15 protein-coding genes, 1 tRNA gene and 1 riboswitch are annotated in these 18,373 nt (G+C 71.9%); of the genes, 4 read left to right on the top strand and 12 right to left on the bottom strand.

Annotation, left to right across the window (positions count from 1 at the left end; translation table 11 throughout):
* Positions 1-37: 37 nt before the first annotated feature.
* The 9 genes from hpnE to ABTZ03_RS11890 all read right to left on the bottom strand — a co-directional run bounded on the left by hpnE (position 38) and on the right by ABTZ03_RS11890 (position 9,199).
* Positions 38-1,465 carry a hydroxysqualene dehydroxylase HpnE gene (gene hpnE, locus ABTZ03_RS11930; protein WP_350512775.1) on the bottom strand — a complete coding sequence of 476 codons (1,428 nt, stop codon included), beginning with the start codon at positions 1,463-1,465 and terminating at the stop codon, positions 38-40.
* 154 nt (positions 1,466-1,619) lie between these two features.
* Entirely contained in the window at positions 1,620-2,477 is an 858-nt protein-coding gene (hpnD, locus tag ABTZ03_RS11925) for a presqualene diphosphate synthase HpnD (protein ID WP_350512826.1), read from the bottom strand.
* 41 nt (positions 2,478-2,518) lie between these two features.
* Positions 2,519-3,466 carry a squalene synthase HpnC gene (gene hpnC, locus ABTZ03_RS11920; protein ID WP_350512774.1) on the bottom strand — a complete coding sequence of 316 codons (948 nt, stop codon included), beginning with the start codon at positions 3,464-3,466 and terminating at the stop codon, positions 2,519-2,521.
* A 299-nt stretch (positions 3,467-3,765) separates the two neighbouring features.
* On the bottom strand, positions 3,766-4,575 hold the full coding sequence (locus ABTZ03_RS11915) for an ABC transporter ATP-binding protein (RefSeq protein ID WP_350512773.1): 810 nt from the start codon (positions 4,573-4,575) through the stop codon (positions 3,766-3,768).
* Positions 4,568-5,509, bottom strand: a complete 942-nt coding sequence (locus ABTZ03_RS11910; RefSeq protein ID WP_350512772.1) for an ABC transporter permease — start codon at positions 5,507-5,509, stop codon at positions 4,568-4,570. The genes ABTZ03_RS11915 and ABTZ03_RS11910 overlap by 8 nt, the downstream gene beginning before the upstream one ends.
* A gap of 145 nt (positions 5,510-5,654) precedes the next feature.
* A complete protein-coding gene (locus ABTZ03_RS11905; protein ID WP_350512771.1) occupies positions 5,655-6,569 on the bottom strand; it encodes a glycosyltransferase family 2 protein in 915 nt (304 codons plus the stop codon).
* Positions 6,566-7,303, bottom strand: a complete 738-nt coding sequence (locus ABTZ03_RS11900; RefSeq protein ID WP_350512825.1) for a CDP-alcohol phosphatidyltransferase family protein — start codon at positions 7,301-7,303, stop codon at positions 6,566-6,568. Before ABTZ03_RS11900 ends, ABTZ03_RS11905 begins: the two co-directional genes overlap by 4 nt.
* Positions 7,304-7,394: 91 nt before the next feature.
* Entirely contained in the window at positions 7,395-8,456 is a 1,062-nt protein-coding gene (locus ABTZ03_RS11895; RefSeq protein WP_350512770.1) for an iron-containing alcohol dehydrogenase family protein, read from the bottom strand.
* Positions 8,444-9,199: a phosphocholine cytidylyltransferase family protein gene (locus tag ABTZ03_RS11890; RefSeq protein ID WP_350512769.1), complete on the bottom strand. Its 756-nt coding sequence runs from the start codon at positions 9,197-9,199 to the stop codon at positions 8,444-8,446. Before ABTZ03_RS11890 ends, ABTZ03_RS11895 begins: the two co-directional genes overlap by 13 nt.
* 489 nt (positions 9,200-9,688) lie before the next feature.
* On the opposite strand from ABTZ03_RS11890, the gene idi reads away from it, so the two are divergent.
* Complete coding sequence (idi, locus tag ABTZ03_RS11885; RefSeq protein WP_350512768.1) at positions 9,689-10,342, top strand: isopentenyl-diphosphate Delta-isomerase; 654 nt, start codon at positions 9,689-9,691, stop codon at positions 10,340-10,342.
* 80 nt (positions 10,343-10,422) lie between these two features.
* On the opposite strand, the gene ABTZ03_RS11880 is transcribed toward idi, so the two are convergent.
* A complete protein-coding gene (locus ABTZ03_RS11880) occupies positions 10,423-10,944 on the bottom strand; it encodes an ATP-binding protein (protein ID WP_502894438.1) in 522 nt (173 codons plus the stop codon).
* Between the two features lie 418 nt (positions 10,945-11,362).
* Here ABTZ03_RS11880 and ABTZ03_RS11875 point away from each other — a divergent pair.
* A tRNA-Leu gene (locus tag ABTZ03_RS11875) sits at positions 11,363-11,447 on the top strand.
* A gap of 307 nt (positions 11,448-11,754) precedes the next feature.
* The gene (locus ABTZ03_RS11870; protein WP_350512767.1) at positions 11,755-13,404 is read left to right on the top strand and encodes an APC family permease; all 1,650 of its coding nucleotides are present in this window, start codon (positions 11,755-11,757) and stop codon (positions 13,402-13,404) included.
* A gap of 85 nt (positions 13,405-13,489) precedes the next feature.
* Here ABTZ03_RS11870 and ABTZ03_RS11865 read toward each other — a convergent pair whose 3' ends face one another.
* Entirely contained in the window at positions 13,490-14,464 is a 975-nt protein-coding gene (locus ABTZ03_RS11865; RefSeq protein ID WP_350512766.1) for a class I SAM-dependent methyltransferase, read from the bottom strand.
* A 591-nt stretch (positions 14,465-15,055) separates the two neighbouring features.
* Between ABTZ03_RS11865 and ABTZ03_RS11860 the strand changes: the two genes are divergently transcribed.
* Positions 15,056-16,489, top strand: coding sequence for an aldehyde dehydrogenase family protein (locus ABTZ03_RS11860; protein WP_350512765.1), 1,434 nt, complete (start codon positions 15,056-15,058; stop codon positions 16,487-16,489).
* 121 nt (positions 16,490-16,610) lie between these two features.
* On the opposite strand, the gene ABTZ03_RS11855 is transcribed toward ABTZ03_RS11860, so the two are convergent.
* On the bottom strand, positions 16,611-18,077 hold the full coding sequence (locus ABTZ03_RS11855; protein ID WP_350512764.1) for a glycine hydroxymethyltransferase: 1,467 nt from the start codon (positions 18,075-18,077) through the stop codon (positions 16,611-16,613).
* 20 nt (positions 18,078-18,097) lie between these two features.
* Positions 18,098-18,193, bottom strand: a riboswitch (ZMP/ZTP riboswitch).
* Positions 18,194-18,373 lie beyond the last annotated feature (180 nt).

The following is an 18,373-nucleotide window of genomic DNA, read 5'->3' as shown; positions in this document are numbered from 1 at the left end:
TCGGCTCTGGCGGGCTCTCCGGCGCCGGGGCCCGCCGTCACCTCGGCCACCGCCCGTCGCCCCGGTCCACCGGTACCCGGGCGCCGACCGCGGCGAGCGCGGCGTCGGCCGCGGCGTGGCCGCTGCGCACGGCGCCCTCCATGGTCGCGGGCCAGCCGGTGGCGGTCCAGGCGCCGGCCAGCAGCAGCCCCGGGACACCGGTCGCGGCCGCCGGGCGCAGCGCGGCGCTGCCCGGGGCCCCGTCGAAGGTGGCGGTGCGCTCCCGGGTGACGAAGAAGTCCAGCACCTCGGCGCCCGCGGCGGCCGGGAGCAGCCGGGCCAGCTCGGGCAGGTAGCGGTCGCGGAGCTCGGCGACCGGCAGGTCGATCTCGTCCTGGACGGCGGACTGCGAGAGCGCCAGGTACTGGGCGCCCGGGTGGGTTCGGCCGATCGGGGTGCCGGCCAGGCCCGAGTGGGTGGTGCGGTCGAAGACCCACTGGACCGGGCTGTCGAGCGCGGCGAAGAACGGCCGGCGCAGCACCTTGCGGTCGTAGACCACGTGCACGTTGAGGATCGGCGTGGTGCCGAGGTCCGCCAGCCGCTGGGGGACGGCGCCCGGCGGCAGCAGGGCGGCCGCGGTGTCCTGGGCCCCGGCCAGCACCACGGTGTCGGCGGTGAGCAGCTCACCGCCCTCCAGCCGGACGGCGTGCTGGGGCGTGGCGGGCTTGAGCTCCGCGACCCGGGCCCGCAGCAGCACCCGCACGCCGGCGCGTTCCAGCTCGGCGAGCGCCCGGTCGTGGTGGATCACCCCGAGCGGGACGGCGGCGATGCCGATGTCGGAGGCCCCGGGGTCGGAGAGCAGGCCGGTCTTGAAGACCATCGCGGCGAGCGCCAGCGACACCTGGTCGGCCCGGGCGTTCAGGGTGGCCACGCCGACCAGGTCCCACAGGGCGGCCGTGGTGGCCGCGTTCTGCCCGTTGCGGCGCAGCCACTCGCCGAAGGAGAGCCCGTCCAGCGCCGGGTCGGCGAGGTCCAGGCCGTTCAGGGCGAGGGCGCCGCGGACCACCCGGGCCCGGTCGGCCGGGGACAGGTGGGGGTAGCGGGCCAGGCTGCCGGCCAGGTGCAGCGGGACGGGCAGGCCGGCCCGGCGCAGTCGGCCGAGGGTACGCACCGGGGCCCGGTCGGGGCCGGTGACGGAGAGCACCGGGACGTCCAGCCGGTCCTGGAGGTGGGTCATCCGGGTGGCGCCGAGGCGCTCCAGCAGGCCGCGGTAGGCGGTGCAGCAGCGCAGGAAGACGTGTTGGCCGTTGTCGACGGTCAGCTCGCCGCGCTGGAAGGAGAAGGCCAGGCCGCCGAGTCGGGGACGCCCCTCGGCGAGGGTGACGTCGTGGCCGGCCTCGGCCAGTCGCAGTGCGGTGGTGATGCCGGCCAGGCCGCCGCCGACCACGACGGCGGCCGGGCGTGCGGCAACGGCTCGCCCGGTCATCGACCCTCCCCCTCGCAGTCGCCGGACCGCCCGGCGGCGGTCGCGGTGGCCGGCCCGCTCGCGGCCGGCACCCTCGTGGTCAGCGACGTGGTCAACACGGCTCTACCCGGATGTGATTCCCCGCTGACACAGCGTGACAGAACTGTGACGAGATTCAAGAACGCCCCCCGGCGAGCCCGGAAAGCGCGACGTACGCCTTCTCCCAGCCCGGCAGCGAGACCCGGCCGCGCAGCACCGACTCGGGATCGGCGGCGATCCGGCCGAGCAGCCGGTGGTAGATCCCGGCCATCGCGGCGGTGCAGGCGCGGCTGCGGCGGTCGAGCATCGGCAGCAGGCGCAGGCCCTCCTCGAAGGCGGCCTGGGCGCGGGCGGCCTCGAAGGCCACCAGTCCGGTGAAGTCCGCGCCGACCGGCGGCTTGGGCAGCGCGAAGCCCTGCTCGCAGCCGAACCGGGCCAGGTCCTCGGTGGGCAGGTAGGTGCGGCCGGTCAGGGCGTCCTCGCGCAGGTCGCGCAGGATGTTGGTGAGCTGCAGGGCCAGGCCCAGGGTGTCCGCGTACTCCGCCCCGCGCTCGGGGTCGTCGCAGCCGTAGACGCCCAGCGAGAGCCGGCCGATCGCGCCCGCCACGCAGCGGCAGTAGACCTTCAGCTCCTCGTAGGTCTGGTACTCGGCGCCCTTGAGGTCCATCTCCACGCCGTCGATCAGCTCGTCGAAGCCGCCGAGCGGGATCGGGAAGCGCCGGGCCGCGTCGGCCAGGGCGACCTTGATCGGGTCGGTGTCGTCCTCGGCGACCGTGCCGGCGCGGACCTCGTCCACCAGCTCCCGGGTGCGCACCAGCGCCTCGGCCTTGCGGTCGGCCGGGAGGTCGCCGTCGCCGATGTCGTCCACCCGGCGGGCCAGCGCGTACAGGGCCGACATGGCCAGCCGCTTGGGTTCGGGAAGCAGCCGGATGCCGTAGCTGAAGTTGCGCGCCTGCAGCCCGGTGACTGCCTCGCAGTACCGGTACGCCGCCATGGTCGGGGCCGACGCCAGTGGTGATGCCGCCACTCGGGCGTTCACCTTCCCTTCGCGAAGATGGCCGCCGCCTTCATTGCGAGGCGGCGCTTGTCCGGCTTCGCCTGCCGGGCGAGTACGTCGTACCCGGCGTCCTCGACGGCCGCCAGGGCCGCGTAACCACCTGCGGTGAATCCCGCCAGGAGCAGTCGAAGCCTCCCCCGAACCGTACCTACCAATGGTGCGCCGTGGTCGAGCAGGGTGCGGGCCCGTTCGACCTCGAAGGCGATCAGTTCCCGAACCGCACCGGTCGCGGCGGGCTCGGCGAGCTCCTCCTCGGTGACGCCGAAGCGTTCGAGGTCCTCGGCGGGGAGGTAGATCCGGCCGCGGGTGAGGTCCTCGGCCACGTCCTGGATGTGTTCGACCAGCTGGAGGGCGGTGCAGATGGCGTCGGAGAGCTCGATCCGCTCGGGGGTGGAGACGCCGGCGATGGCCAGCACCAGGCGGCCGACCGGGTCCGCGGAGAGCGTGCAGTAGCCGACCAGGTCCTCGTAACCGGCGTAGCGGGTGGTGGTCTGGTCCACCCGGTTGGCCTCGATCAGACGGCGGAACGGCTCGGGGGTCAGGCCGTGCCGGTCGACCAGCGGGACCAGCCGGGCCAGCAGCGGGTGGCGGGGCCGGTCGGCGCCGTCGGGACGCAGGGCGGCCTCGAACACCCGGTCGAGGTCATGCTCCAGTCCGTCCAGCAGTGCGAACCGGAAGGAGACCTCCGCCGGGCTCGGCGGGCCGGACTGGGCCGAAGGGGTGGCGGGGGGCCGCTGCTCGACCCCGAGCAGGGCGGCGGTGGCGGCCGGGTCGGCGAGGTCCCCGTCGCCGGCGTCGTCGACCAGCCGGGCGAAGCCGTAGACGGCCATCAGGTCGTCGCGCCAGGCCGCGGGCAGGAAGAAGGGGGCGACCGGGAAGTTCTCCGCACCCGCCTTGTCCAGGGTCTGTCCCGCGGAAGGGTTCACCGGCGTATCTCTGGGCTGGGCCGAAGCCGACACTGCAGTCACTCCCCCGTTCTACACCGCTGGGTACCACTGGTCCGACTCGGACACGCGTCCGAGCGCGGGCGTCACGCACGGCACACCGCCCCCGCGGCCCCCAGCCTGACACCCCGCGACGCGCCCGAGAAGAGCGCCCCGCCCGGCGCACGGTGGCGCTCACCCCCGCGGCGGCGGGCCACCCGGGGTAGGGCGGCACGCCGAAGGGCCGGTTCCGGAGTATTCCGGGACCGGCCCTTCGGTGCCAGGGCTTTTCGCGCGGACGGTTACGGGCGCTCGCCGCGCTCGTACCGGCCGACGACCTCCTCGGTCGGGCCGTCCATGACCAGCTCGCCGGCCTCGATCCAGATGGTCCGCTCGCAGACCTCGCGGATCGAGTTGTTGTCGTGGCTGACCAGGAAGACCGTACCGGCGGAGCCGCGCAGCTCGTCGATGCGGCGCTTGCTGCGCTGCTGGAAGGCCTGGTCGCCGGTGGCCAGCGCCTCGTCGATCAGCAGCACGTCGTGGGTCTTGGCCGCGGCGATCGAGAAGCGCAGCCGGGCGCCCATGCCGGAGGAGTAGGTGCGCATCGGCAGGGAGATGAAGTCTCCCTTGTCGTTGATGCCGGAGAAGTCGACGATCTCCTGGTAGCGCGCCTTCACCTGGGCCGGGGTCATGCCCATCGCCAGGCAGCCCAGGATGACGTTGCGCTCACCGGTGAGCTCGTTCATCAGGGCCGCGTTGACGCCCAGCAGCGAGGGCTGGCCGTTGGTGTAGATGCCGCCCTTCTCGGTCGGCAGCAGGCCCGCGATGGCGGCCAGCATGGTCGACTTGCCGGAGCCGTTGGAGCCGATCAGGCCGATCGCCTCGCCCTTGTACGCGGTGAAGCTGATGCCCTTCACCGCGTGCACCTCGCGCACGCCGGCGCCGCGCTTGCGGCTGAGGATGCGGCTGACCGCCGAGGTGGCGCTGCCCTTGCCGGAGCCGGCGCCGTGCACCCGGTAGACGATGTGCACGTCGTCGACGACGACGGTGGGCTCGCGGGCGACCTTGGTGTCCGTCACGACGTCGCGCTTGCTCAGGTCGGTGTCAGCCACGGCCGTACTCCTCCTCGGCCTTCCAGAAGAAGACGTATCCGATGATGAAGATCCCGACCGCCCAGGCGATGCCGTAGGTCCACTGGTGCGGCGGCAGGGTCTGGTGCACGGGCTGGTGCTTGTTGTAGATGATCGGCGCGAAGGCGTGGCGCACCAGGTCCATGTAGACCGAGGCCGGGTTGAGGGCCATGATCTTCTGGATGACGGGCGACCAGCTCTGGATCTTGTCCTGGATGCTGAACATCACGCCGGACAGGAACATCCAGGCCCGCATCACGAACGGGATCAGCTGGGAGATGTCGCTGGTCTTGGAACCGATCCGGGCGAAGATCAGCGAGACGCCGGTGTTGAACAGCGTCTGCAGCAGCAGCGCCGGGATGACCAGCAGCCAGGTCTTGCCCGGCGTGATGCCGCCCGCCAGCACGGTGATGACCAGGACCACCATCGAGATCAGCAGCTGCTGGAGCTGGATCACGGTGAAGGCGATCGGCAGGCTGGCGCGCGGGAAGTGCAGTGCCCGGATCAGGCCGAGGTTGTCGGAGATCGCCCGGGTGCCGGACTGCACGGCGTTCTGGGTGAACTGGAAGACGAAGACGCCGATGCACAGCCAGGAGATGTAGGTGTGCCCGGGGAAGCCCTGCTTGCTCGCCAGGATGACGCCGAAGACCAGGTAGAACACCCCGCAGTTGAGCAGCGGGGTCACGACCTGCCAGAGCTGGCCCAGCTTGGCGTCGGTGTACTGGGCCACCAGACGGGCGGTGGCGAAGGCCCAGATGAAGTGGCGCCGGCTCCAGAGCTGCTTGGTGTAGGCGAACAGTCCGGGGCGGGCACCGCTCACCGACAGACCGTACTTGTCCGCAAGCTGCTTGGGGGTCAGGCCCGCGTCCGCCCCCGTGGGGGCTGAGAGGCTGACGGGTTCACTCACTGTCGACACATTCGTCCTTCGCGCGGGATCGGTCGGGGCGGCCGGTCGGCGGGGGTCCGCCGGCCTTGCGCCGATGGGGATCCACTGGGATCACGGGGGGGAGGCCCGGCCGGTGTGTGGTCACCGGCCGGAAGCGATCGATCACCTGATCCAATCAGATGATCGGAGGTCGGCCCATCCTGGTCAGTCGCCAGACGGTACGCCATCGCATCGGCTTCCGCGGACCGCAGGGTTCGCGGAAGCCCGCCCGGAATCCGCTCAGCCAGGCCTTCAGCCCCTCCGCGGAGGGCCGTCGGGCCAGGGTCAGCAGAAACCAGGTTCCCAGATAGAGAGGCACCAACGGGGCCGGAAGGTTCCGCCTCGCGAGCCAGACCCTGTTACGGGCCACGTTGTGGAAGTAGGTCGCGTGCCGGGCCGGCGACGTGGCGGGGTGGTGCAGCACCACGTCCGCGCGGTAGTCGATGGCCCAACCGGCGTCCAGGGCACGCCACGCGAGGTCGGTCTCCTCGTGGGCGTAGAAGAACTCGGCGGGCAGCTGCCCGGCCTGCTCGAACACCTTGCAGCGCACGGCGCTCGCGCCGCCCAGGAAGGTGGTCACCCGGGAGGAGCGCAGCGGGTCGCTGGCGCGCAGCCGGGGGACGTGCCGGCGCTGGGTGACCCCGGTCTCCGGGTCCTCGATCCGGAAGGACACGATGCCCAGTTCCGGGTCGGAGGTGAAGGCCTCGCGCAGCAGCCGGGCCGAGTCGGTGCGCGGCAGCAGGCCGTCGTCGTCCAGGAAGAGGACGGCGTCCACCTCCCGGCCGTCCGGCCCGAACAGCTCGATGCCGACGTTGCGCCCGCCCGGGATGCCGAGGTTCTCCGGCAGCTCGACGGTGCGCACGCCCTCGGGCAGCTCGGGCAGCCGGGCGCCCTGGCCGACCACGGCGAACTCGACCGCCGGGCCCTCCTGGGCGCGGACCGAATCGATCAGGGCGTTGAGCTCGACCGGCCGGTTGCCCATGGTGATGATGACCACGCCGAGGCGGAAGTCCTCGGCCGTCGTGGACGTGGAAGAAGTGGAAGTGTTCATCGGAGCCTGCTCGAAAGGACGATGCTCAACAGGTGCAGGACGGTCTGCAGCATGGCGATCGCCGCCAGCACCACGACCGCGAGGCGGGTGAAGAACAGCCCGCCGTGGACGGCGTCGCCGATCCCGGCCGCGAGGATGAACAGCGAGGCCTCGACCGCGCCGACCAGCCGGTGGAACTTCAGCAGGGAGGCCGCCTTGCGGGCCCTGGCCACCGAGGCCGAGCGCGGCACCGAGGCGCTGTCCTCGACCGCGGTCATGCCGCTGCGGGCCCGGGCGACGTCCACCAGGTCCGTCTCGGACTTGATCAGGATCGCGCCGAGCGCGGCCAGCGTGCCCAGGAACGCCCACTCCCAGTGCGAGCCGCTGCCCTCGCGGTGCAGCAGGTCGGTGGCGCGCAGGCCGAGGCCGGTCAGCAGGGCCGCCTCGGACATGTAGTGTCCGACCCGGTCCAGGTAGACGCCGGTGAGCGAGGTCTGCCGACGCCAGCGGGCCACCTCGCCGTCCACGCAGTCCAGCAGCAGGTAGACCTGGATCAGCAGCGCGCCCAGGACCGCGCCGGTGATGCCCGGAAGGACCAGGGCGGCGCCGGCCAGGATGCCGGTGAACATCATCAGGTAGGTCAGGCCGTTGGGCGTGATCGCCGTCACGGTGGACAGCACGCGGGTGATCCGCAGCGAGATCCTCCGCATGTACAGACGCCCGGCCCAGTGCTCGGCGCTGCGGCGCTGGAGCATGCCCTCCGGGTGGATCACCGCACGCAGTTCCTCGATCGAGGGCCTGCGGCTCAGGTCCACCGGGGGCCGCTCGGCACCCGCGGTGGAGGGGTCAGCTGTTGACGGCTTGGACATAGTCGGCGTACGCGTCCCTGATTGCGGAAGGGGAGAGGTCGAGGTGTTCCAGGATGGTGAAGCGCCCCGGGCGGGTGTTCGGAGCGTAGTGCACCGCTTCGGTGAACTCCGCTTCGCTGAAACCGATTTGAGCTGCGGTCACCGGCAGTCCGTGGCTCGCCAGGCGCTCCACGATCAGACCGGTCAGCTCGCGCTCGCCCCGCAGGAAACTGGCGAACGCGGCGCCGAGGCCCACCTGTTCGCCGTGCTGGGCGGAACGCTTGGGGTACAGCACGTCCAGGGCATGCGAGATCTCGTGGCAGGCGCCCGAGGAAGGCCGGGTGCTGCCCGCGATGTTCATCGCGATGCCGGACAGTACCAGGGCTTCGGCGAGGGCCGTCAGGAGGTCCTGGTCCTGAGTGCTCCCCGGGTGCCGCAGCAGGTTCTCGCCCGCCGAACGGGCCATCGCGACGGCCAGTCCGTCCACCGGCTCGCCGGTGACCGCGTGCGACAACTCCCAGTCCGCGCAGGCCGAGATGTTGGAGACGACGTCGCCGATGCCGCCCGCCACGAAGCGCTGCGGGGCCTGCCGGATCACGTCCAGGTCGACCACGATGCCGATCGGGCTGGGCACCCCGTAGGAGCCCCGGCCGGTGTCGTTGTCGAGGGTGGAGACCGGCGAGCAGATGCCGTCGTGGGCCAGGTTGGTGGCCACCGCGACCACCGGCAGGCCGACCCGGGCGGCGGCGTACTTGGCGGCGTCGATGATCTTGCCACCGCCGAGGCCGACGACCGCGTCGTAGTGCTTGCCGCGCATCTCCTCGGCGAAGCGCACCGCGCTGTCGAGGCTGCCGTCGTCCACGTTGTACCAGTCGGCACCGGGCAGGGCCGGCTCCAGGCGCTCGCGCATCGCGGCGCCCGAGCCGTTGCTGATCGCCACCGCGATCCGGCCCGAGGCCGACAGCCGCTGGTCCGCCAGGATGCCGCCGAGCGCGTCCAGCGCGCCCGGGCGGATCTCGGCGAACAGCGGCGACGGGACCAGTCGGGTCAGTACTGGCACGCGATCTCCCGCGCCTTCGCCAGGTCGTCGTGGTTGTCGACCTCGACCCAGGACACCTCGCCGATCGGCTGCACGTCGATCCGCAGGCCCCGGTTCACCATCTCCTGGTAGCCGTCCTCGTAGTACAGCTGCGGGTCGCGCTCGTAGGTGGCGCGCAGCGCGTCGGTGAGGTCGGCGGCGGCGGACGGGTTGATCACGGTGACGCCGATGTACTCGCCGGTCGCCTCGGCCGGGTCCATCAGCTTGGTGATCCGGCTCATTCCGGTGGCCGGGTCGACGACGACCTTCATCTCCTCGTCGGCGAGCTTCTTCACCGTGTCGAGGGCGAGCAGGATGCCGGGGGCGCTGCCGTCCTCGGTCAGCCGCCGGTTGCCCTCCAGCATGGTGCGCTGGACGGAGGCCGGGTGGACGGTGTCGCCGTTGGCGAGCAGCAGGCCCTCGGCGAAGAGGTCACGGGCGCACCACAGCGAGTAGGCGTTGTTCCACTCCTCGGCCTTGTCGTTCTCGACCAGGTGGAGCTTGACGCCGTACTTGCCCTCCAGGGCGTCCTTGCGGTCCTGGACGGCCTCCTTGCGGTAGCCGACGACGATCGCCGCGTCACGCAGCCCGACCTCGGCGAAGTTGCGCAGGGTGAGGTCCAGGACGGTCCGCTCCCCGTCGACCGGCACCAGCGCCTTGGGCAGGGTGTCGGTGTACGGGCGCAGCCGGCGGCCGGCGCCGGCTGCCAGAACGAGGCCGATCATGCGGGGTCTCCTGATCCGTCGTGCGTCGTGCGGTGCGCGCGGGATGTGCCGACGGTCACGGCGGCGCTCTGTCGGCCCCCGGACCGGCGTTCGGCCGGGCCCGGCGGCGGCGCGCCGAACCGGCACAGATCCGGGCAGCGTTTCGTAAGTGATGGTAGGCGACCCGGGCGACCCACCCGAACGCGCCCGGAGGCGGCGAGGTGACGGTGGGGTGGAGGAGCGGTGATCGAACACGATGGGAACGGATACCGAACGGTTCTTCGAGACCAATGACCCTTCCGTGGACGACTCGGACCCTTCTCCGCCCGGATCCGGACTCCCCGTGGTCATGATCCGCCCGGATGTGCGTGGGACCCGTCCGGACCGCCACCCATACGGCAGACTGGGGACCGACGCCGGCGCCGGTGCCCCCGCTGTGTCCCGTGCACTCCACCCGGTGCACAGGACGCACCCGATGCTCCCGTTGCTCCCGCTCCCGAAAGAGGCCCCATGCCCCAGAGTCCGCCGACCGACCAGAGCCAGTTCGCCGCCGAGATCGACACCGGTCTGGACGTGGAGACCGACGTGACGGCCGACCCGGGGTCCTCCGCCGCCGACCCCGCGGGCGCCGAGATCCTGCTGGAACTGGTCGACGACGAAGGCGTCACGATCGGCACCGCCGAGAAGCTCTGGGCCCACCGGATGCCGGGCCGGCTGCACCGGGCGTTCTCGGTGTTCCTCTTCGACCGCCAGGGCCGGATGCTGCTGCAGCGCCGGGCGCTCGGCAAGTACCACTCCCCCGGGGTCTGGTCGAACACCTGCTGCGGACACCCGTACCCGGACGAGCCGCCGTTCGTCGCCGCCGCGCGGCGCACCGCCGAGGAGTTCGGCGTCGCGCCGGCCCTGCTCTGCGAGGCCGGGACGGTCCGCTACGACCTGCCGGACGAGGCCTCCGGGCTGATCGAGCGGGAGTGGAACCACCTGTTCGTTGGACTGGTGACCGGGCCGGCCGAGCCGAACCCGGAGGAGATCGACGACTACGCCTTCGTGACCGCGCAGGAACTGCGCGAGCTGCGGGCGGAGCGGCCGTTCTCGGTGTGGTTCGAGACGGTCTTCGAGGCGGCGCTGCCGGGGATCCGGGAGATCGCCGGGCGGGACTGGTAGCGACCGCCGGCTCGTGGGGGTGCCCGTCCCGGTGGGGGCGGGCATCTCTGTTCGGTCGCCCGCGTCCGTGGGGGTGGCCGTCAGTGCTCGGACTCCGGGGGGATGGGCAGCGAGGCCCAGATGACCTTGCCGCCCTCCCCCGTGTGTTCGACGTCGCACACCCCGCCGGCCTGCAGCGTGACGCTCTTCACCAGCAGCAGGCCGCGTCCGCCGGTCCGGCCGGTGTCGCTCTCCAGCGCCTTCGGGCGGTACGGGTCGCCGTCCTCGACCGAGATCCGCACCCAGCCCCGGCGCACCGACAGCTCGGTGGCCACCTCGGGGGACAGCTCGGCCGCGTGCTTGACCGCGTTGCCGACCAGCTCGGAGACGATCAGCAGCACGTCGTCCACCAGCTCCTGGTAGCGCACCCCGGTCATGCCCAGGGACAGCAGGCGGTCCCGCACCGCGTGGCGGGTGCGCGGCACGGACGCCTCGACGGCGGGCTCCCGGAAGTGCCACAGGCCCTCGACCGGACCACCGGCCGGACCGCCGACCGACCGCCGGCCGACCGACCGGCCGTCGCGTCTCGGCTCGGCCTTCGCCGCCCCGCTGATCTGCTCCACGTCCAGCCGCCCTTCGTCCGCGACCCGGGAATCAGGCGATCCGCATCATGGCGCCCTCGGTCCACAGAGGCTAGGAGAGCGCTCGGCGCGGCCGTGGCACCGTCGACAAGTTGCCCGTGTCGGATCGCTTCCGATCGGAATCGATCACGGGTGGGGGTGGAACCGATCGTTTGCTTCGCGCTCACCACCGCTTCGGGCGGGGTTCGAGCGCCCGGGCGAGCGGTACCAGTCAGTCCTGCGGGGCCGGTCGTCCCGTTGCCGTGCGGGTGGGGCGGGCGGCGCGCGGGCCCGACGGTCGGCCCGGCGGCGGACCGTCGGGCCCGGCCGAGGAAACGCAGGTGAGAAGCACTCCAGAACCCTGGTAATGTTCTCTCTGTCGCCGAGGGGGCGAGAGAAAAACCCCCGGAGCACACACCCTGTCCGGGTGGCGGAATGGCAGACGCGCTAGCTTGAGGTGCTAGTGCCCTTTATCGGGCGTGGGGGTTCAAGTCCCCCCTCGGACACAACAGAAATTCCCCGTGGAATCCGAAAGGATCCCGCGGGGAATTTCCTTTTCCCGGCCGGATTCCCGATCCGCGCCGACCTCACTCCTCGATCCACCGCCGGTGGCGGTGTGGCGCTCGTCTCGCCAAGCGGAGCAGGATCGTCCGGAAATCGGACACGAGATGGCAACGATCGAGTGGTTTGAGCTTCCTCTGAGGTATTCGCCCCATTTCGGACCCTAGGCTGCTGGGGTTTGTCCGAAATACCGACCCAAAACCGCAAAAGCCCCGACACCACCACTGAACCCCGAGCGAGAGGACCGATACGTTGAGTGAGCCCGATTCATCGACGGCGTCACACCAGAACTACCGCCGATCGCTCGGCACCATCAGTCTGACCGCGGTCGGACTGGGGTCGATCATCGGTTCCGGCTGGCTCTTCGGCGCCGAGCGGGCGGCCAAGCTGGCCGGCCCCGCCTCGATCCTCGCCTGGGTGATCGGTGCCGCCGTGGCACTCACCATCGCCCTCACGTACAGCGAGCTGGGTTCGATGTTCCCCAAGGCCGGCGGCATGGTCCGGTACGGGCAGTACTCGCACGGCTCGCTGGCCGGCTACCTGGCCGCCTGGGCCAACTGGATCGCCATCGTCTCGGTCATCCCGGGTGAGGCCACCGCCTCCGTCCAGTACATGAGCTCCTGGCACTACGGCTGGGCCAAAGCCCTGTACGACGGCAAGGAGCTGAGTACCAGCGGCGTCGCACTGGCCAGCGTCCTGCTCCTGGTGTACTTCGCGCTGAACTGGTTCGCGATCACGCTGTTCGCCAAGACCAACACGGCGATCACCGTGTTCAAGGTCGTCGTGCCCACGCTGACCGCCGGCGCCCTGCTCTTCGCGCACTTCGACACCTCGCACTTCACCGACCACGGCGGCTTCGCGCCGAACGGCTGGAGCGCGGTGTTCACCGCCGTCGCGACCTCCGGCATCGTCTGGGCCTTCAACGGCTTCCAGTCGCCGCTCAACCTGGCCGGTGAGGCCCGCAACCCCGGCAAGTCGCTGCCGAAGGCCGTGATCAGCTCGATCCTGATCGCCCTGGTGATCTACATCGCGCTGCAGGTCGCCTTCCTCGGCGCCGTGCCGGACGAGGGCCTGGCCAACGGCTGGAGCGGCCTCGGCTACACCTCGCCGCTGGCCGACCTCGCGATGGCCTGGGGCCTCAACTGGCTCGCCATGCTGCTCTACGCGGACGCCTTCGTCTCGCCGTCCGGCACCGGCATGATCTACGCCGCCACCACCTCGCGCATGATCCACGGCGTGCAGGAGAACGGCCACCTGCCGAAGGTCTTCGGCAAGGTCGACGCCAAGACCGGCATCCCGCGCCCCGCGCTGGTGCTCAACCTGGTGGTCGCCTTCCTGTTCCTCGCGGTCTTCCGCGGCTGGGGCTCGCTGGCCGAGATCGTCTCGGTGGCCACCGTGATCTCCTACATCACCGGCCCGGTCGCCGTGATGGCGCTGCGCCGACTCGCCCCCGACCTGCCGCGACCGGTGAAGCTCAAGGCCATGCCGGTGATCGCGCCGATCGCCATGGTGTTCGGCTCGCTGGTGCTGTACTGGGCCAAGTGGCCGCTCACCGGCAAGGTCATCCTGCTGATGGCCGCCGGCCTGCCGATCTGGGCCTGGTACGAGCTGCGCAAGCCGTTCCCCGAGCTGAAGCCGCACCTCAAGGCGGGCGCCTGGATGATCGCCTACCTGTTCGTGATGGCCGGGGTCTCCTGGGCCGGCAGCTCCGACTTCGGCGGACACGGGTACCTGCCGGAGGGCTGGGACCTGCTGATCGTGGCCGCGATCGGGCTGGCGTTCTACTACTGGGGCGTCGCCAGCGCCTGGGCCAACCCCTCGCTGGCCGAGGTGCGCCGGGAGCTGGAGACCGAGCCGGCGGCCGAGGCCGCCAGCGGGACCGCGGAGGCCTCGCGGGTCTGAGCGGGTACGTGCTTCGAAGGGCCGGTCGGGATTCCGACCGGCCCTTCGGCGTTGCCGGCCCTTCGGCCCGGCCGACCGTCCGGCGTCAGCCGCGGCGGGCGCGGCGGATCGCGGAGGTGACGACCGGGGGCAGCAGGTCCCTGGCGGCGCGCTTGGCGACGTTGACCGGGCGGCGGGCCTCGGCGGCGCGGGCGCGGCGGACCGCGAGGTCGAGCGCGGCCTCGTCCTGGGCCGTCCGCAGCGAGCCGCGGGACTCGGGGTGCCCGCCGCCCAGCCGCTGCACGTGACGGGAGCCGCGGAACGGCCCGATGCCCGTCGAGTCGCCGGTCATCCGCAGCAGCTGCCGGCCGTTCAGGGTCTCGGTGCTCAGGTAACAGCCGGACGCGAGGTCCACCCGGTCGAGCAGGTCGCGCTGGAACGGCTCCGGGTCGCCCCAGGTGCCGTAGAACTTGCACTCGGTGAGCATGATCGGCTTGAGGCCGTGGTTGAACACCGCCTCCCAGGTCGCGGCCGCGACGCCCGGGGTGTGCTGGGCGCGGTAGTCGTCCAGCACCACGACGCCCTGCTCCTGGAGCGCCGTCCGGGCCACCCGGAGGTCGTCCGCCACGTGCTCGTAGAGGTGCGAGGCGTCGATGTGGATGAAGCGGTACGCCCCGGCCGGGACCCGTCCGCCCGCCAGCACCGAGGTCGGGGCCTGGATGATCTCCGGCAGTTCGTCGTGGAAGGCCAGGTAGTTGGTCTCGAAAGCCGAGCGGGTCAGCGTCTTCCGGTAGGAGATGTTCATCTCGGAGGAGTTCTCGTCGTCCGGCGCGTCCGAGTCGAACAGGTCACAGACCGTGAAGGTCTCGCCGGGGTTGAGGTATTCGCCGATCACGATCGCGCTGCGACCGAGGTAGGCCCCCAGCTCCATCAGGTCACCGGTGACACCGTCCTTGGCCTGCCGCCCGAGGAACCACTCGAAGGAGTGCCGGTCGTGGTCCCAGAACCATCCCGGCACGTCCTCCAACACGGCTGGTCCGTCGGGCTGCTGCGATTCGCCCCTCAACGCGGTGTCGGTCACGGGATGCTCCTTAGCGGTACGGATGACCTGCGGGTTCTCAGCCACGCCTCGACGCGGCGGCGGCCCGCCCGGCCACCGAGATGTACCGGGCCCGCGACCGCCCATGCGTCGACCCTCCCCCGACAGTAGGCCCCACCACGGAGGGAGCTGCAATCTACAGCGGGTGCCCGGGCGATGAGGAGGCCCCGGAGCCCACGAATTCCCGACGGACCGGTACCTGCGGGTCCGCGGCCGGACCTGAACCCCGGTCCGGTGGGCGGAGATGATCCGTTCTGCCCCGCTCCGTCGCTCCGTGTCACCGGGCCGGCGGATGGTCCTGGTCGCGGGTGGTCTTGCTCGCGGGTGGCCGGATGGACGCTCAGGAGGCCACGGCGGTAGCCGAGTTGCCGACGCCGACGACGGCCGGCGGTGGCGGCCGGCGTCGTGGGCGCCCGGAACCGTTCGACGAGTGCACCGCGCGGTTCGCCCCGGGGTAACCGGCCGGTCCGCTCGGCGGGATTGGCTCTTGCGCGCGGCCGCCCGGCCGCCTTGACTGAGCTACTTACTAGCGCTGTTAGTTAAGACGCCTGACCAGCTGAGAGGACGGCCCCCGTGCAGGAGCAGGAGTACGCGGAGTACGGCGACCAGTACATCGACGGTGCCTGGCGGCCCTCCCGGGACTCCGGATCGATCGCCGTGCTGAACCCGGCGACCGAGCGGGTGCTCGCCACCGTACCGGCCGGTGCGGCGGCCGACGTCGACGCCGCGGTGGCCGCGGCCCGCCGGGCCGCCCGCGGCTGGGCCGCCACCTCGCGCGAGGAGCGGATCGCGCCGCTGACCCGGCTGCGGGACGGGATCGCCGCCGCCCAGGCCGAGATCACCGCCACCGTGGTCGCCGAGTTGGGCGCCCCGGTCGGCTTCGCCGGGGCCGTGCACGCCGGGCTGCCGCTGACCGTGACGACCTCGTACCTGACGCTGCTGGCCGAGCACCCCTTCGAGGAGCGGATCGGCAACTCGGTGGTGCTCGCCGAGCCGGCCGGGGTGGTCGCGGCGGTCACGCCGTGGAACTACCCGCTGCACCAGATCGTGGCCAAGGTCGTCCCGGCGCTGGCGGCCGGTTGTCCGGTGGTGCTGAAGCCGGCCGAGGACACCCCGCTGGTGGCCCGGCTGTTCGCCCGGCTGGTGGACGAAGCCGGCTTCCCCGCCGGGGTGTTCAACCTGGTGACCGGCACCGGCGCGGTCGCGGGTGCGGCGCTCGTCGCCCACCCGGAGGTGGACGTGGTGTCCTTCACCGGCTCGACGGCGGTCGGCCGGCAGGTCGCCGAGACGGCCGGGCGGGGGCTGAAGCGGGTCGCCCTGGAACTGGGCGGGAAGTCCGCCAACGTGGTGCTGCCGGGCGCCGACCTGGCCCGGGCGGTGAACGTGAACGTCGCCAACGTCTTCGCCAACTCCGGCCAGACGTGCAGCGCGTGGACCCGGCTGCTGGTCCACCGGGACCAGTACGAGGAGGCGGTCGGGATCGCCGCCAAGGCCGCCGAGAAGTACCTGCCGGGCGACCCGACCGACCCGCAGACCCGGGTCGGTCCGCTGGTCAACGCCCGGCAGTTGGAGCGGGTCCGCGGCTACCTGGAGGACGCGCTCGCGCAGGGCGCCCGGCTGGTGGCCGGCGGTCCGGAGCCGCTGCCCGGACTCCCGGCCGGCTTCTACGTCCGCCCGACCGTCCTCGCCGACGTCACCCCGGACCTGGCGGTGGCCCAGGAGGAGATCTTCGGCCCGGTCCTGAGCATCATCGCCTATCGCGACGAGGAGCACGCCGTCGAGATCGCCAACGGCACGGTCTACGGGCTGGCGGGCGGCGTCTGGGCGGCGAACACCGAGATCGCCGCCGCCTTCGCCCGCCGGCTCGACACCGGCCAGGTCGACCTCAACGGGGGCCGCTTCAACCCCCTTGCGCCGTTCGGCGGTTACAAGAGCTCCGGGCTCGGCCGGGAACTGGGCCGGCACGGGCTGGAGGAGTTCCTCCAGTACAAGTCGCTGCAGTACTAGCCGCGGTAGCGGGCGCGGTCCTGGCTGCGGTGCCGGTCGCGGTCCTGGCCGCGCTACCGGTCGGGTCGACCCGGGGCTGCCGAACTCAGCGTCGGCGGCCCCGGGTTCAAGCCCGGGGAGGTCAGACCAGGTCGACGCCCGGGTAGAGCGGGAAGGGCGCGAGGAGGTCGGCGGCGCGCTTGGCCACGCCGTCGCGGAGGGTCTCGTCGAGGGCGTAGTTCGCCTTGGACGGGGCACCGCTGGCGGCGGCGGTCGGCGTGGTGCCGCGCAGGACGGTGTCGATCAGGGCGGCGATCTCGTCCATCTCGCCGGTGCCCAGGCCGCGGGTGGTGAGCGCCGGGGTGCCCAGGCGCACGCCCGAGGTGTACCAGGCGCCGTTCGGGTCCTGCGGGACGGAGTTGCGGTTGGTGACGATGCCCGAGTCGAGCAGCGCCGCCTCGGCCTGACGGCCCGTCAGGCCGTAGCCGGAGACGTCGGCGAGCACCAGGTGGTTGTCGGTGCCGCCGGTGACCAGCTTGCCGCCGCGGCGCAGCAGGCCCTCCGCGAGCGCCCGGGCGTTGTCGACCACGGCCTGGGCGTAGGCCCGGAACTCCGGGCGGCGGGCCTCGGCGAGGGCCACGGCCTTGGCGGCCATCACGTGGGAGAGCGGGCCGCCGAGCACCAACGGGCAGCCCCGGTCGACGTGTTCGGCCAGTTCGGTGGTGCTGAGCACCATGCCGCCGCGCGGGCCGCGCAGGGACTTGTGGGTGGTCGTGGTGACGATGTGGGCGTGCGGCACCGGGTCGTGGTCGCCGGTCAGCACCTTGCCCGCGACCAGGCCGGCGAAGTGCGCCATGTCGACCATGAGGGTCGCGCCGACCTCGTCCGCGATCTCCCGCATCCGACGGAAGTCCACCAGGCGCGGGTACGCGGAGTAGCCGGCTACCAGGATCAGCGGGCGGAACTCGCGGGCCGTCTCGCGCAGCGCGTCGTAGTCGATCAGGCCGGTGGCCGGGTCGGTGCCGTAGCTGCGCTGCTCGAACATCTTGCCCGAGATGTTGGGGCGGAAGCCGTGGGTGAGGTGGCCGCCGGTGTCCAGGGACATGCCGAGCATCCGCTGGTTGCCGAGCTGCCGGCGCAGTTCGGCCCAGTCCTGCTCGGTGAGGTCGTTGACGTTGCGGACCGCGGCGCGCTCCAGGGCCGGGCTCTCGACCCGCTGGGACAGTACGGCCCAGAACGCGGTGAGGTTGGCGTCGATGCCCGAGTGCGGCTGGACGTAGGCGTGTTGGGCGCCGAACAGCTCGCGGGCGTGCTCGGCGGCGATCGCCTCGACGGTGTCGACGTTGCGGCAGCCGGCGTAGAAGCGCCGGCCGACGGTGCCCTCGGCGTACTTGTCGCTGAGCCAGTTGCCCATGGCGAGCAGCACGGCCGGGGAGGCGTAGTTCTCGCTGGCGATCAGCTTCAGCGAGGCGCGCTGGTCCTCCAGCTCCCGGCCGATGGCGGCGGCGATCCGCGGCTCGACGCCGGCCACGACGTCCAGGGCGCTGCGGAAGGCGGTGTCGGCCGCGGGGGCGGCTGCGGTGTGGGGCGTCTGCTCGGGCTGGGCCATGGCGGTCTCCTGACGGGGATGCGGGTGGCCCAGGCGCTCGGCAACCGACGTGAGGATTCACGGGACCGCTTCCCGATGGTCGATTCCATCCCTACGCGCCAGTCGCGGTCCACCGGGATCGTACCAACACCCCGGGGACTGTGGCGGAGGTCTCAGAATGCGGAACGGGCCGCCCGGTTCACGGCGTTATGTCCGTTCTCCTGCAACGGCCGTGTTGCGGCGAAATGAAGCCGCCACAATTCCCGAAACAGTGCCGAAGGAATTCCCGCGGAACGCCTTCCGGTGATTTGCGGAAC

The sequence above is a fragment of the Kitasatospora sp. NPDC096077 genome (assembly GCF_040303245.1).
Taxonomy (GTDB): domain Bacteria; phylum Actinomycetota; class Actinomycetes; order Streptomycetales; family Streptomycetaceae; genus Kitasatospora.
The sequence above is the reverse complement of the archived record's forward strand: the minus strand, read 5'-3'. Positions and strand labels throughout refer to the sequence as shown.